This is a genomic window from Microvirga splendida (assembly GCF_016427565.1).
Taxonomy (GTDB): Bacteria; Pseudomonadota; Alphaproteobacteria; order Rhizobiales; family Beijerinckiaceae; genus Microvirga; species Microvirga splendida.
The window spans coordinates 15,294-28,943 of the sequence record NZ_JAELXT010000043.1 but is presented as its reverse complement, the minus strand read 5'-3'; the positions used below and the strand labels follow the sequence as shown (position 1 = coordinate 28,943).

The following is a 13,650-nucleotide window of genomic DNA, read 5'->3' as shown; positions in this document are numbered from 1 at the left end:
CAGCGAGCTCGCGACCCGCTGGCGGTGTCCTCATCTTGCTCGATCAGGACGGGAAAATCATAAGACAAGCATCGGACGAGATGTCGGATCAGATGAGTTCTGCATCACAGCAATCTTGGACTCATCTCAAGGCCGATGGTGGTGCGTCCACTTAACAGTCCGATGCTCTAGCTTCGGGCCAAAGGAGGCCGCCGTTAGTCGGCTGCATCTCGGGACAGGAGCCGGCGCGCGGCGAGGGTGAATATCTTGAGCGCTCAATGATCCCAACGTGGACCTGCCGAGGTGCCCTCTGGTGTTACCGGCTTGCTCAGAGGATGGTCCTGGCGACGGTGAGCCTAGCCGCCGAAGAACGCCAGCATCCGTCCAAGTACGGAGCGCCCTTCACCACCTGCTGCCTGGGCCACCGGCTCAGGCGCTGCCTCGGGCGTCGGTGTCGATGCCGCCTGCCGGACCGATCCGCCGGCGCGGACCTGACCCGCGGCGGGCTTCTGCGAGGCGTAGGCCAGCGCCGACGGGGGGGGCTGCCTCGGCTTGCCATTCGCGGCGAGGATGATCTCCTGCGGCCCCGCGGCCAAGGCCTCGGGCCGGCTCACGTCGCCAAGGCGGTTCCGGGCGCTGGCGTCGACGGCAAGCGAGCTACTGTCTGCCGAGGTGTCACCTGCAAGCGCCTGCCGGAAGGTCTGGTGCTGCCCGCCGTCGTCGTAGACCAGCCTGATCGGCTGCACGCCCTTCGCCACCAGCTCCGCCACCTCCCGCTCGTCCTCCTGGCGTTTCCTGGCGACGGCCGCCATGATCGAGGCGTCGCCCCCGAACGCGTATTGCCGGTTGGCAACCGAGACCTGCGGCTCCTCCCTGGCGACCTCGAAGATGTCCGAGCCTTCCTTGAGGTTCTTCCAGAACGCGATGTTCGGGTCGTAGCGGTGCTTGGCCAGGTTCTCGGCCGTCATCCGGAACGGATAGGACTGGAACTGGAAGCCGCGCTGGCCGCTGGCGAAGGACTCGCGGGCGAGCGCGTAGACTTCGGAGATGGCCTCGTCCGTCATGGCGAAGCAGCCGCGCGACGAGCACGAGCCGTGCACCATCAGGTGCGATCCCGTGCGGCCATGGGCACGGTCATACGCGTTCGGATAGCCGAGGTTGAACGACAGGTAGAGCTGCGAGTTTGGGTTCATGGCGGCCGGGGTGACCGTGTAGAAGCCTTCGGGTGCCTGGCGGTCGCCCTCGCGGACCTTCGGGCCGAGCTGGCCCGACCAGCGGCACATCGGATAGGTCTTGAGCAACGCGTACTTGCCGTCACGGCCGCGTTTCCAGACCTCGATCTCTGATTCCTTCTTGTAAGACCGCATCAGGATCGGATCGTTCTGCGACATCCCCTTGCTGGCCATCAGCGCCATGGTGGCCGACGGGATCGGCGCGAGGTGCTTCGTCGAGCTTGTGGAGACGCCCTCACTCTGGCAGGCGGCGAGCGCGAGCGTCAGGCTCGCGACCAAGGCAAAACGCTTCATCATGGGGATCCCCGCATTCTGATCTGCCGCGGCGTCGAGGCCGGGCACTTCCCCGATTGTGTAAATGGGTAGCTTTAACCCTGCCTTACCGCAAGAAAGCTGTCTGATCGTAAACAAGGCCCTTTGGAGGTAGATGTCGCCGCCACGCCCGAGGTGCTCAGGCTGGTGATTGGGCGACCTTGAGGTCGCCGCGGGCATCCTTGATGATGGCCCATGACGACTGGAGGAACAGCCCCGCGATCACGACGGCAACGACGAGGTCGGGCCACGGCGTCGCGGTCCAGGCGACGAGGCCTGCGGCGATGATCACCGCCACGTTGCCGATCGCATCGTTCCGGCTGAACAGCCACACGGCCCTGACATTGGCATCCCCGGAGCGATGCGGCAGCAGCACCCAGGCCGAGGCGACATTGACCACGAGCGCGATCACCCCGAACAGGCCCATGATCTCGGCCTCGGGCTGTTGCAGGACCAACACCCGGTAGGCGGAGGTGACAATAATGCCGAGACCGAGAAGTCCGAGGAAGACACCCTGGAGCAGCGCGGACCGCGCCCGCCAGACCAGGCTCCACCCGATGGCGAGAAGGCCGAGCAGCGTGATCGTGCCGTCGCCCAGGAAGTCGAGGGCGTCCGCCTTCAGGGCCTGCGACCCGGAGACGAACCCCGCCACGACCTCGGCGAGCCCGTAGCCGACGTTGAGCACCACGACGGTCCACAGGGCGCGGCGGTAGCCCGGGGTGGCGTGGGAGTAGTCCTGTATCCTGTCGTCGTCATCGTCGTCACTCATCCGGGGCGCCTTCCGTGCACGGCCGTTTCGGGACGGACCGCCGGTCCGCGAGAGTTCAGGAGGGCGTCGATCACGAGCAGGACGACGCCCGCGGAAATGAAGACGTCGGCGACGTTGAACGTGAAGAGCCGCCAGGCCATGGGATGGAGGTCGAGGAAGTCGGTCACGGCCCCGTCGGCCGCCCTGTCGATTAGGTTCCCGAGCGCGCCTCCGGCGATCAGGCCATACCCGGTGCGCTCACCCGGAGTCCGTGCCCGCAGCGCGAACCAGGTCACGATGGTGGTCGCCAGCGCCTGCACGATCAACAGGATCGTGACCCCGGTCTCGGTACCCGCCGAGAACATGCTGAAGCTGACGCCACGGTTGAACGCCAGCGAGAGGCTCAGGAAGGGGAAGAGGGGCTCCACCCCGTCGGCCAGATGCACAGAGGCGAGGAGCTTGGTCCCGAGGTCGACAGCGGCCGCGAGCGCGATCAGGCCGAGGACGATGACAGCCGGGCGGGCGTTCATAGCGCACCTCCCCGAACGGGCTTCGTCCCGTGCAGGAAGGCCAGGTTTCCGAAGATCGTCCTGCGGCGATACACCTCGCGGACATCCTCGAACCCAGCCTGCCGCATCAGCCCGGGCAGGAGTCCCTGGAGATTGTCGCGCGTGTTCGGGAAGCCGTCGAAGACCTGCACCGGGACGTAGGCCAGCCGCATCAGGAGGTCGTCAGGGTCAGCCCAGTCCGCGATCACGATGCGGCCTCCCGGGCGCAGGGCCCTGAAGGCCTCCGCGAACGCGGCCCGCTTGGCGGGCTGCTCCAGGTGGTGGAAGACGAGGCTCGACACCACTGCCGCCGCGGACCCCTCGTCCAGGGGCAGGGCGTCCGCGAACGCCTGCTCGAACCGGACGTCCAGGTGTGCTTCGGCGGCCTTGGCCCTGGCACGGCCGAGCATCACCGGATCGGGGTCGATCCCGATGAGGGAGGCTTCGGGACAGGCTGCCTTCAGCATCGATCCAAGCGTGCCGGTGCCGCATCCTAGATCGACGATGACTTCGCCGGGCCTCGGCGCGACGCTCGCCACGAGTCGGGCCTTCCAGGCCTCCTCGGCCAGGAAGCGGGCGATGAGGCCGTCGTAGAACCCTGTGAGGCCATGGAGCCCGAGCGCGGGCACGAACGGGCGCGGGGTGGACTTCATGATACCCTCACGCATTGCCGCGGAAGCCGAGCAGGCGCATGGCGTTGGCGGTGACCAGCACCGTCGCGCCCGTGTCGGCGAGGATGGCAGGCCACAGGCCCGTGATGCCGACGATGGTCGTCACGAGGAACACCGCCTTGAGACCGAGGGCAACGACGATGTTCTGGCGGATGTTGCCCATGGTGGCCTTAGAGAGCGCAATCATGCGGGCGATGTCGAGGACACGGCCGTGCAGCACGGCGCCGTCCGCCGTCTCCAGCGCCACGTCGGTGCCGCCGCCCATGGCGATGCCGACATCCGCCGCCGCCAGCGCCGGGGCGTCGTTGATGCCGTCGCCGACCTTGGCCACCACCTGCCCCTGCGCCTTGAGCTCGTTGACGATCCGGAGCTTGTCCTGCGGCAGCAGATCAGCCCGAGGCTCGACACCCAAGCTGTCGGCGATGGCCGCCGCCGTCTTGGCGTTGTCGCCCGTGAGCATGATTGGCTTGATCCCGCGGGCCTTCAAGGCCTTCAGTCCCTCCAGGGCGTCCTCACGGGGCTCGTCCCGAACCGCGATGAGCCCGACGGGCACGTCGTTCACCAGGAGCACTGACACGGTCTTGCTCTCCTCCTGCAAGGCGCCGATCCGGGTCTCGGCCTCCGGCGGGAGCAGCGCGATGGCCGCGGCGGCCTTGGGCGAGCCCAGGAACAGGCCGCGTCGCTTGAACCGCCCCTTCACGCCCTTGCCGCCGAGCGCCATGACACCGACGGCGGGAGCGACCTCGATGCCCTCGGCCTGCGCCCGCGCCACGATGGCCTTGGCGATGGGGTGGGACGAGGTGGCGTCGAGGGCGGCCGCATCCTCCAGGACGTCGCGGTCGCTGGCCTCGCCGAGGGCAACGACATCCGTCACCTTAGGCCGCCCCTCCGTGAGGGTTCCGGTCTTGTCGAGGGCAACTGCCGTGACCTTGCCGAGGATCTCCAGCACCGCGCCGCCCTTGATCAGGAGCCCCCGGCGGGCACCGGCCGCCAGACCTGCCGCGATGGCGGCCGGAGTCGAGATGACGAGGGCGCAGGGGCAGCCGATGAGCAGGACGGCCAGCCCCTTGTACACCCACTCGCCCCACGGCTCGCCCGCCAGCAGCGGCGGCAGGATGGCCACGAGGGCGCCGACGACGAGGACGGCGGGCGTGTAGTAGCGCGAGAAGCGGTCGATGAAGCGCTCGGTCGGGGCCTTGGCCTCCTGCGCCTCCTCCACGAGGCGGACCACCCGCGCGATGGTGTTGTCCTGCGCCTCGGCGGTCACCCGGACCCGCAGGGTGCCGTCGGTGTTGATGGTGCCGGCGAAGACGGTCTCGCCCTCGCCCTTGCGCTTCGGCGTGCTCTCGCCGGTGACGGGAGCCTCGTCGATGGCGCTCTCGCCCGAGACGATGACGCCGTCGGCCGGGACGCGGTCACCCGGACGGACGGCGATGACGTCGCCCACGGCGAGGGTCTCGGCCTGGACCTCTTGCAGGGCACCATCGCGCTCGATGAAGGCGGTCTTCGGCACGAGGCTGGTCAGGGAGCGGATGCTGGCCCGGGCCCGGCCTGCGGCGACGCCTTCCAGCAGCTCGCCGACCAGGAAGAGGAGCACCACGATGGCGGCTTCCTCGGTCTCGCCGATGATCACGGCACCGACGGCGGCGATGGTCATCAGGGTCTCGATGGTGAAGGGTGCCCCGGCCAGGGCCGCGGACACGGCTCGGCGGGCGATCGGCACCAGCCCGATGGCCATGGCGGCAGTGTAGAGCCAGGCCTCATAGCCCGGCAGGAGCGCGGCCAGTCCCCAGGCGGCGGCGAGGGCGATGCCGCAGAAGAGCGTGAGCCACCCCTTGGCCGAGCGCCACCAGGGACCATCGTCAGTCCCGTGGTCATGGTGATGCCCCGCCTCCTCGGTCACAGGCGCGATGCCATAGCCGAGGCTGCGGATGACCTTCTCGACCTGCTCGCCCGTGCCATCCCCGGCGAACCGAAGGCGCAGGGTCTCGGTCGTCGTGGTAATGCTGATGTCTGAGACGCCGGGCACGCGGGTGAGCGCGGTCTCGATCTTGCGGGCGCAGGAGGCGCAATCCATGCCCTGAACGCGATACCTAATCTTCTGGGGAGCAACATTTGCCGTCATCGTCCGGGCCTTGCATTTCGACTCGGGGCGACCCTACATCCTCTAGTGGCTAGAGGTTCAAGAGGTTTTTTTCGATGTCCCTGACGATCGGCGAGCTGTCCCGGCAGACCCAGGTGAAGGTACCGACCATCCGATACTACGAGCAGATCGGCCTTCTGGCCGAGCCAACCCGGACGGAAGGGCAGCAGCGGCGGTACCGACCCGAGGACGTCCGTCGGCTGAACTTCATCCGCCATGCCCGTGAGCTCGGGTTCGAGGTCGAGGCGATCCGGCAGCTCCTGGGACTCGCGGGCGACCCCGACCGCTCCTGCGGCGAGGTGCACGACATCACCAAGGCCCATCTTGAGGAGGTGAAGGACAAGATCGCCCGGCTCACGGCCCTGCGCGACGAACTCGAGACCATGGTCACGTGCGACCACCGCCGGATTTCCGAGTGCCGGATCATCGAGGTCCTCGCGGATCACGGGCAGTGCCAGCATCTTGAGCACTAGACCAAGTGCCGGGGTCGAACGGAATTGATCACCTCCACCGCAGACATCCTTGCTGCCTTCGCGTCCGGTCGCGCCTCCTCCCGGAATCCACGGGCAAGCCGTGACCACTTGCGTCAGGGTTCGGGAAATCGCGTCTCCGCCGGACTCGTCTCTTCCGTCACGAACGATCCGAAGGACATCTCCGGCCAGGCCGCGGTGGCTGCGCCATGGAGACGTGCGGCGGCCTGATGGACCGCGTCCAAGGACATCTCAAGCGTTTCCGCCGCCCGCCGAGCCTCCTCGGGGCTGGCGAGATAGCCCAGGACGGCTGCGATTTTTCGGGGAACGTCGGAGCCATAGGCCCTTTCCGCCTTCTGCACGGCCTCGGGTGGGATCGAACCGTTCGACAGGATGAGATAACCGAGATCGATGGCATCACGATAGGCAACGGACCGATCCGCACAGCGGTCTGCATTGGCCAGCAGCTTTTCGGTGAACTGATCCGCGACCGCAAGGATGGGAACCCCGAGCGCGGGGTAGATTGCCCCTTCGAGCGTGACGCGCCCCTCGCGAACGACCTCGAACTTGATGGGCTGGCCACGAAGCGAGAAGCGTCCGCGGATGCCGTACTGGTCGGCGATGAACGGCCTGACCGTCTCAACATCCGGACCGAAGAACGCCCGGGCGCCCCGCTCGAGGGCGGCGATGCGAAGCTCGCGGTACCCATCGGGATCGGCGCAAAGGAAGTCGACGTCCAAGGAGAGGCGGTATTCGCCGTTCTGGAGCACGATTGCCGTTCCGCCGCCGAAGTAGCACCGCGCCCGCTCGAGAAACGGGGCATCCATCGACCGGAGCGCCTCAGCGATCACGTTATGCTGGGGGCGTACGAAAGCCACGGCAACCTCCTCGCTGGTTCCTGGAAAGAAGTCGATCAGGTGTGGGAAGGTGCCGGAGTTCAGGAGGCCAGCAGGTAGCCGTTCCCGAACTCCTCGGCGAGTTCATGGATGAGTTCGGCTTCCCGCAGCGTCAGGTGGTCCTTGTCGACGTGCCGCCAATTGCGCTCGTACAGGGCAAGCGCCTCCTCCCCCGGAATCGGACGTTCCGGGTTGCGGTTCCAGGCGAGCATCGCAAGCTCGGGGAACTCGGCAGGCACGACGGCCTTATGGGCGTTCCTGACTGGCATACGCGAAATATAGTCCCTGCTTATGGTCATGTCCACGGGTGCGCCGAAAACCTGACATTCGACGAACGCACCCCGGCAGCCGGGGTTCCTCGGCTCAGGGCACGTCATCCTCTTCTGCCGCTCAGCATGCCCGTTGGTCGGGCGACCCGCAATGCCCGGCCCACTGCGATCCGAACGCGGGGACCGTTCGCCTGTTGTATGTGACGGACGCAGAGGCAGGCTTGCAAAGGGCCCAACGTGTCTATACATCTCGACATATGGAAGCAGATGACGTAATCCTCGCCCTTGCGGCTTTGGCCCAGTGCACGCGCCTCGACGTGTTCCGGCTGCTGGTGAAACATGAGCCGGAGGGCTTGCCCGCAGGGGACATCGCCCGGGAGCTGGCCGTCCCGCACAACACCATGTCCTCGCACCTCGGCATCCTCTCCCGAGCGGGACTGGTCCGTTCCGAACGCCGCAGCCGCTCGATCATCTATCGCGCCGACCTCGATCGGCTCCGCGAGGTCGTGACCTTCCTGCTCAAGGACTGCTGCGGCGGGCATCCCGGCGTGTGCGCTCCCTTGATCGATGCCCTCGCTCCCTGCTGTTCCCCGAAGGAGACCCTCGATGGCTGACCGCCCCTACAACGTGCTGTTCCTGTGCACGGGCAACACCGCCCGATCCGTCTTGGCCGAGGGCATCCTGCGCAAGGACGGTGCCGGCCGCTTCAACGCCTTCTCGGCCGGCAGCCAACCCAAGGGAACGGTCAATCCGTTCGCCCTGAAGGTACTCGACAGCCTCGGCTACCCGGCCGACGGTTTCCGCTCAAAGAGTTGGGACGAGTTCGCCGGACCGGATGCGCCCGTGATGGACTTCATCTTCACCGTTTGCGACAGCGCCGCGGGCGAGGCCTGCCCCGTGTGGCTGGGCCATCCGGCGACCGCCCACTGGGGCATCGAGGACCCAGCGTCCGTCGAGGGCACCGACATCGAGAAGGAACGGGCCTTCGTCCAGGCCGCCAAGTACCTCAAGAACCGGATCTCCGCCTTCCTGGCCCTGCCGATGGCAAGTCTCGACCAGGTTGCGCTGACCCATCACCTGCGGGAGATCGGCCGCCTCGAGGGCGCCACCTCCGGCGCCGTGCTTCCCTTCGACCGCCGCTCAGCCTGAGGTTCCCCATGGACGTCATCATCTACCACAACCCGGACTGCGGCACGTCCCGCAACACGCTCGGCCTGATCCGCAACGCCGGGATCGAGCCGCACGTCATCGAGTACCTGAAGACCCCGCCGACGCGGCTCCTGCTGCGCCAGCTCATCGCCCGCATGGGCGTAAGCGTGCGGGAGGTCATCCGAGAAAAGGGCACACCGTACCACGAGCTCGGCCTCGACAACCCTGACCTGACCGACGACCAGCTCCTCGACGCTATGATGGCGCACCCGATCCTGATCAACCGCCCCATCGTGGTCACCCCCAAGGGCGTTCGCCTGTGCCGTCCGTCAGAGGCTGTGCTCGACCTCCTGCCGCCGCAGCTCGGCGAGTTCCGCAAGGAGGACGGCGGGATCGTCGTAGATGCCTCCGGACGCCGCGCGACCACCGCCTGAAGGATTCCACATGTCCATCTTCGAACGCTACCTGACCCTCTGGGTCGCGCTGTGCATCGTCGCGGGCATCGCGCTCGGGCACGTCTTCCCCGAGGTCTTCCAGGCCGTCGGTGCCCTGGAGGTCGCCAAGGTCAACCTGCCCGTCGCGGCCCTGATCTGGTTGATGGTCATCCCGATGCTGATCAAGATCGACTTCGCTTCGCTCGGGCGGGTGCGCGAGCACTGGCGCGGCATTGGCGTGACACTGTTCATCAACTGGGCCGTGAAGCCGTTCTCGATGGCGGCGCTCGGCTGGCTGTTCATTGGATACCTGTTCAAGCCCTACCTGCCCGCCGACCAGATCAACTCGTACATCGCCGGCCTGATCATCCTGGCAGCGGCACCGTGCACGGCAATGGTGTTCGTGTGGAGCCATCTCACCAAGGGTGAGCCGCACTTTACCCTGTCGCAGGTGGCGCTCAACGACGTGATCATGGTGGTGGCCTTCGCACCCATCGTCGGACTGCTGCTCGGGCTGTCCGCGATCACGGTGCCGTGGGACACGCTCCTGCTCTCGGTGGTGCTCTACATCGTGATCCCGGTGGTGCTGGCCCAGTTCCTGCGCTCGCGCCTGTTGGCAAGCGGTGGCGAGGCGTCCCTGACCGGATTGCTCCGGGTCTTGCAGCCGCTGTCGCTGGTGTCCCTGCTCGCCACGCTCGTGTTGCTGTTCGGCTTCCAGGGCGAGCAGATTCTGGCGCAACCGCTCATCATCGCCATGCTGGCGGTGCCGATCCTGATCCAGGTCTACTTCAACTCCGGTCTCGCGTACCTGCTCAACCGGGTCGCGGGCGAGCAGCACTGCGTTGCCGGCCCCTCCGCCCTGATCGGTGCATCCAACTTCTTCGAGCTCGCGGTGGCGGCGGCCATCAGCCTGTTCGGCTTCAACTCCGGAGCGGCGCTGGCGACCGTCGTCGGCGTGCTGATCGAGGTGCCCGTGATGCTGTCCGTCGTCTGGATCGTGAACCGCAGCCAGAGCTGGTACGAGCGCGGTGCCGTGCGTCACAGGCTGCCTGCGGCTGGCCCCAAGCGGGGAGTCCAGCCCGGTGAGTGATCTTCCCAACATCGACTTCTCGGTCCTCGACGTACCCAACCTCGGCAGGCTGGAGCTGGGGAAGCTGTCCACGCACCCTCCCCGCATCCTCCTGCTCTACGGTTCCCTGCGGGAACGCTCCTACAGCCGCTTTCTCATGCTCGAGGCGGAGCGCCTGCTCCGGCACTTCGGCGCCGAGACCCGGGTCTTTGATCCGCATGGCCTGCCGCTGCCGGACGCTACCGCCAGTGACCATCCCAAGGTGCAGGAGCTGCGGGAGCTGTCGCTCTGGTCCGAGGGCCAGGTCTGGTGCAGCCCGGAACGCCATGGCGCCATGAGCGCGGTGATGAAGGCCCAGATCGACTGGATCCCGCTCGCGACGGGTTCGGTGCGCCCGACGCAGGGGCGCACGCTGGCCGTGATGCAGGTCTGCGGCGGCTCGCAGTCGTTCAATGCCGTCAACCAACTGCGCGTGCTCGGGCGCTGGATGCGCATGGTGACAATCCCGAACCAGTCCTCGGTGGCCAAGGCGTTCCAGGAGTTCGACGAGGCCGGACGGATGAAGCCGTCCTCCTACTACGACCGTGTCGTGGACGTGATGGAGGAGCTGGTGAAGTTCACGCTGCTGACCCGCGACCGCTCAGACTATCTTACCGACCGCTACAGCGAGCGCAAGGAGATGGCCGAGAAGGAAGCCAAGCGCCTCGCGGCAGAAGCCATGAGCCACGAGGTCAAGGCCGCCGAGTAGCCGGCCGCTGCTTCCGGGCGATGGATTTACAGCATGTAGCTGATGTCGGATGCCCCGGTCGGGTATGCGAACATCGTCGTCTTCAGGTCCTCGGCGGTGAGCCCGTGGCGGATTGCCAGACCGAAGAGGTTGATCACCTCGTCCACGTGGGGTCCGACGAGATGGGCTCCAATGACCAAGTCCGTCTCTTCGTCGACCAGAACCTTGAAGCCGTACACGGTTTCGGCAACCCGACGCGCCGTGTACCAGTCTGGCACAAGTTGGCTCTTCATGCGGAACTTCAGGCCCTTCTCGCGTGCCTCCTGCTCGCTCAAGCCGACGCTGGCGATCGGTGGGATCGTGAAGGCGACGCTCGGGACACCCCGGTAGTCAGGCCGATGCCGATTGCCCTCCAGGAGGTTGCGCACGACGACCTTGGCATCGTGGCTCGACACAGGGGTGAGCGGCGACCCCATTCGGGCGGCATCGCCGGCGGCATAGACGGCCGGGTTGGAGATGCTCTGGAGGAATTCGTTGAGCTTCAGGTGCCCGTTTCCATCCTGTTTGACGCCCGCCGCCTGAAGGTTGAGAGAGTCGAGATCCGGAATGCGCCCGGCGGCATGAACCACCAGGTCGGCCTCGACTGTCACGGACTGGGCCCCGTCCGCCCGCGCCCGGACCAGGAAGCCTCGGTCGGTCTTCTCCACGCCCTCGACTGAGGTCCGGGTGCGCACGTCGATGCCGATCTCGCGGAACTTCTCCATCAGCCAACCAACGAGGTCGGCGTCGAAGTGGGGCAGCATGTGTCCGCCACGCTGGAGGATCGTGACCTTCGCGCAGGCGCGGGCGGCAATGTGCGAGAACTCGGCGGCGATGTATCCGCCGCCGACTAGGACGATGCGCTCCGGCAGCTCCTCCAGTTCGAGGAATTCCGCGTTGGTGATGAGGAACTCCTCGCCCGGGAAGCCGAGCGGCGCCGGCCGCGCTCCGGCGGCAATCAGGATGTGCTGCGCTTCGAGCCGGTCCCCGCCATCCAGCTCGATCGCGTTCGGGCCGACGAAGCGGGCCTGGGCGTGGTACGCATCGATGCCGTGGTCGGCATAACGCCGTTCCTGCTTTTCCGGGACCGGACCGGTGAAGGTCCGCTTGAAGGCGATGAGGTCGCGCCAAAGAATTTGGGCATCCTCGGCCACCACCCCGCGTCCGGTCATGCGCCGCACGTCGTCGATCGCCTGCGCCCCGGTCACCAGCATCTTCTTGGGGTCGCAACCGCGCAGTGCGCAGGTGCCGCCGAACGGGCGGTAGTCGGCCACCGCGACCTTCCGGCCGGCGGAGGCCATCCGGTGGCTGGCCACCATCGCGGCGGTTCCCGATCCGATGACAACGAGGTCGTAGTTCTTGGTCATGGGGCTCTCCCAGTCGCGTGTGACGGTTGCATGGCTTTGCGCCGACCCGGCGCCAGCCCGAGATTCCTCAAGAATGCGGAGGGAGCTGCGGGTTCGCCCGGCGGAGAACCGGCCCCTCCGGTCCGTTCACGACCATGCGGTAGAAGCAGCTTGTCCGTCCGGTGTGGCAACAGCCGCCATCGCCGTCGATCCGGACCTTGAGCCAGACGGTGTCCTGGTCGCAGTCGACCCGCAGCTCCTGGACATGCTGGATCTGGCCGCTGGTCGCGCCCTTGTGCCAGAGCTCCCGGCGGGAGCGGCTCCAGTACCAGGCCTCGCCGGTCGCGATGGTCCGCGCCAGCGCCTCCGCGTTCATCCACGCCAGCATCAGGACCTCCCCCGTCACCACGTCCGTAGCGACTGCCGGGACAAGGCCATCGCCGTTGAACGCCACCGCCAGGACGGAGCCCTCCTCAACGTCTCGCTTCGACATCCTGCCTCCTGATCCCGACTTTCACCACAATCCGGTCGGGAAACTGCAGGGCACGGGATTCCGTCGTGCAACATGGGCTGCCCGGCAATTCGCGCGAGGTACCCGGAGAGGCGGCGGAAGCAGCCTTTCTCTGGTGCATCCGCCAGGACGCCAGCAGAGCCGTGGTTGCGGCAAAGCTGACAACGCCCAGGCTAACGGATCCGCTGAGCCACCCAAGCAGGCCTCCGACCGATCCGACAACCGCAGCCGGCCCGAGGCAGCACATGGCGTAGAGGGGAAGCACGACGACGAAGGTGACAAGCATCGCGACCAGTTTGTCATTCACGGCAGATCCTCCGACCCGTCGTCTTGCCTTGCGGCGGCGAGGACAGGCCCGAAGATCGCGCGGCCGACCTCCAGGGCCTCGTTCATGTTCAGGCGGGCTCCCGCGCGCGGGCTTGCCTGGCTGCCGAGCCAGCGTTGCAGGTGCCCGTCGGAGCAGAAGAACGCGATGGCCGGACAGCACGATGAGGCCGCGTTGTCGGCGTAGGCGAAGTCGTACCAGACGACCGCCCCAGGATGGGACACGCTCCGCAGCACCCGGCCCGCGTCGGCGGTCGTGACGCGGATCGTCCCGCCGCAGGAACGGCATTGCGACTCGACGGTGACATCGGTGCCGTACATCGCGGCGACGCCGAGGGCGTCGATGGCGCACAGGGCATTCAGGACATGGCCGTCAAGCTCGACTCGGTGTTCGGTCGCCCGCTCCGTGAAGGGATAGGCCAGCCAGATGGTCTCCGCCCCGGCGTCGAGGCCGACGAGATCCCGCAGTTGCAGCTTGCGCAGGAGCGCGCCGACACGGCCTCCGTCGATCCCCGTCGTGGCAGCGATCTCGTCGATGTTTGGAGGCCGCCCCTTGGCCGCGTAGAGCCGCAGGACGGTCCGCCAGACGATGTCCTCGCTCGCTTCGAGCGCGTGCGACCACTTGTCGAGCAGGCCCGAACGGGCTGTCATGCGTCCGGCGAGGGCCTGTCGGACAGCCGGCGTCGTCGCGGCCGACCAGTCCGGGCGCAACACGCCCGGCCTGATCTCCGCTGCACGCTCCCGTGCGGGGTTCACGGTGATGTTCATGGCTCAATCCTCCAT

General features: G+C 67.1%; 17 protein-coding genes. 6 read left to right on the top strand and 11 right to left on the bottom strand.

Features of this window, described 5'->3' with window-relative positions; translation table 11 throughout:
* Nucleotides 1–335: 335 nt before the first annotated feature.
* The 5 genes from JAO75_RS22930 to JAO75_RS22910 all read right to left on the bottom strand — a co-directional run bounded on the left by JAO75_RS22930 (nucleotide 336) and on the right by JAO75_RS22910 (nucleotide 5,615).
* On the bottom strand, nucleotides 336–1,508 hold the full coding sequence (locus JAO75_RS22930) for a L,D-transpeptidase family protein (RefSeq protein WP_246742669.1): 1,173 nt from the start codon (nucleotides 1,506–1,508) through the stop codon (nucleotides 336–338).
* Nucleotides 1,509–1,662: 154 nt separating this feature from the next.
* Nucleotides 1,663–2,292 (bottom strand): cation diffusion facilitator family transporter, encoded by a 630-nt coding sequence (locus tag JAO75_RS22925; RefSeq protein ID WP_199051529.1) that lies wholly within the window; start codon nucleotides 2,290–2,292, stop codon nucleotides 1,663–1,665.
* Nucleotides 2,289–2,801 carry a signal peptidase II gene (gene lspA / locus JAO75_RS22920; protein ID WP_199051528.1) on the bottom strand — a complete coding sequence of 171 codons (513 nt, stop codon included), beginning with the start codon at nucleotides 2,799–2,801 and terminating at the stop codon, nucleotides 2,289–2,291. Before lspA ends, JAO75_RS22925 begins: the two co-directional genes overlap by 4 nt.
* The gene (locus JAO75_RS22915; RefSeq protein WP_199051527.1) at nucleotides 2,798–3,472 is read right to left on the bottom strand and encodes a methyltransferase domain-containing protein; all 675 of its coding nucleotides are present in this window, start codon (nucleotides 3,470–3,472) and stop codon (nucleotides 2,798–2,800) included. Before JAO75_RS22915 ends, lspA begins: the two co-directional genes overlap by 4 nt.
* 7 nt (nucleotides 3,473–3,479) lie before the next feature.
* Complete coding sequence (locus JAO75_RS22910) at nucleotides 3,480–5,615, bottom strand: heavy metal translocating P-type ATPase (protein WP_199051526.1); 2,136 nt, start codon at nucleotides 5,613–5,615, stop codon at nucleotides 3,480–3,482.
* A 74-nt stretch (nucleotides 5,616–5,689) separates the two neighbouring features.
* Between JAO75_RS22910 and JAO75_RS22905 the strand changes: the two genes are divergently transcribed.
* Nucleotides 5,690–6,106: a MerR family transcriptional regulator gene (locus JAO75_RS22905; RefSeq protein ID WP_199051525.1), complete on the top strand. Its 417-nt coding sequence runs from the start codon at nucleotides 5,690–5,692 to the stop codon at nucleotides 6,104–6,106.
* A gap of 113 nt (nucleotides 6,107–6,219) precedes the next feature.
* Here JAO75_RS22905 and JAO75_RS22900 read toward each other — a convergent pair whose 3' ends face one another.
* Both JAO75_RS22900 and JAO75_RS22895 read right to left on the bottom strand, forming a co-directional pair.
* Nucleotides 6,220–6,981, bottom strand: a complete 762-nt coding sequence (locus tag JAO75_RS22900) for a nucleotidyl transferase AbiEii/AbiGii toxin family protein (RefSeq protein WP_199051524.1) — start codon at nucleotides 6,979–6,981, stop codon at nucleotides 6,220–6,222.
* 59 nt (nucleotides 6,982–7,040) lie between these two features.
* Nucleotides 7,041–7,238 (bottom strand): hypothetical protein, encoded by a 198-nt coding sequence (locus tag JAO75_RS22895; RefSeq protein ID WP_377030044.1) that lies wholly within the window; start codon nucleotides 7,236–7,238, stop codon nucleotides 7,041–7,043.
* Between the two features lie 287 nt (nucleotides 7,239–7,525).
* Here JAO75_RS22895 and JAO75_RS22890 point away from each other — a divergent pair, with 287 nt between their 5' ends.
* The 5 genes from JAO75_RS22890 to arsH are packed head-to-tail and all read left to right on the top strand — an operon-like array spanning nucleotide 7,526 to nucleotide 10,668.
* The gene (locus JAO75_RS22890) at nucleotides 7,526–7,882 is read left to right on the top strand and encodes an ArsR/SmtB family transcription factor (RefSeq protein WP_199051523.1); all 357 of its coding nucleotides are present in this window, start codon (nucleotides 7,526–7,528) and stop codon (nucleotides 7,880–7,882) included.
* Nucleotides 7,875–8,417: an arsenate reductase ArsC gene (locus JAO75_RS22885; protein WP_199051522.1), complete on the top strand. Its 543-nt coding sequence runs from the start codon at nucleotides 7,875–7,877 to the stop codon at nucleotides 8,415–8,417. Before JAO75_RS22890 ends, JAO75_RS22885 begins: the two co-directional genes overlap by 8 nt.
* Before the next feature lie 8 nt (nucleotides 8,418–8,425).
* Nucleotides 8,426–8,851 carry an arsenate reductase (glutaredoxin) gene (gene arsC / locus JAO75_RS22880; protein ID WP_199051521.1) on the top strand — a complete coding sequence of 142 codons (426 nt, stop codon included), beginning with the start codon at nucleotides 8,426–8,428 and terminating at the stop codon, nucleotides 8,849–8,851.
* Between the two features lie 10 nt (nucleotides 8,852–8,861).
* Nucleotides 8,862–9,941, top strand: a complete 1,080-nt coding sequence (gene arsB, locus JAO75_RS22875) for an ACR3 family arsenite efflux transporter (RefSeq protein ID WP_199051520.1) — start codon at nucleotides 8,862–8,864, stop codon at nucleotides 9,939–9,941.
* Nucleotides 9,934–10,668: an arsenical resistance protein ArsH gene (gene arsH / locus JAO75_RS22870; protein ID WP_343234680.1), complete on the top strand. Its 735-nt coding sequence runs from the start codon at nucleotides 9,934–9,936 to the stop codon at nucleotides 10,666–10,668. The genes arsB and arsH overlap by 8 nt, the downstream gene beginning before the upstream one ends.
* A 26-nt stretch (nucleotides 10,669–10,694) precedes the next feature.
* Here arsH and JAO75_RS22865 read toward each other — a convergent pair whose 3' ends face one another.
* From JAO75_RS22865 to JAO75_RS22855, 4 genes are all read right to left on the bottom strand, one after another.
* Nucleotides 10,695–12,053 (bottom strand): dihydrolipoyl dehydrogenase family protein, encoded by a 1,359-nt coding sequence (locus JAO75_RS22865; RefSeq protein WP_199051519.1) that lies wholly within the window; start codon nucleotides 12,051–12,053, stop codon nucleotides 10,695–10,697.
* Nucleotides 12,054–12,120: 67 nt separating this feature from the next.
* Nucleotides 12,121–12,525, bottom strand: a complete 405-nt coding sequence (gene hisI / locus JAO75_RS22860; protein WP_199051518.1) for a phosphoribosyl-AMP cyclohydrolase — start codon at nucleotides 12,523–12,525, stop codon at nucleotides 12,121–12,123.
* The gene (locus JAO75_RS24695; protein WP_210340373.1) at nucleotides 12,506–12,850 is read right to left on the bottom strand and encodes a hypothetical protein; all 345 of its coding nucleotides are present in this window, start codon (nucleotides 12,848–12,850) and stop codon (nucleotides 12,506–12,508) included. The genes hisI and JAO75_RS24695 overlap by 20 nt, the downstream gene beginning before the upstream one ends.
* Nucleotides 12,847–13,635, bottom strand: a complete 789-nt coding sequence (locus JAO75_RS22855; RefSeq protein WP_199051517.1) for an alkylmercury lyase family protein — start codon at nucleotides 13,633–13,635, stop codon at nucleotides 12,847–12,849. Before JAO75_RS22855 ends, JAO75_RS24695 begins: the two co-directional genes overlap by 4 nt.
* Nucleotides 13,636–13,650: the final 15 nt, after the last annotated feature.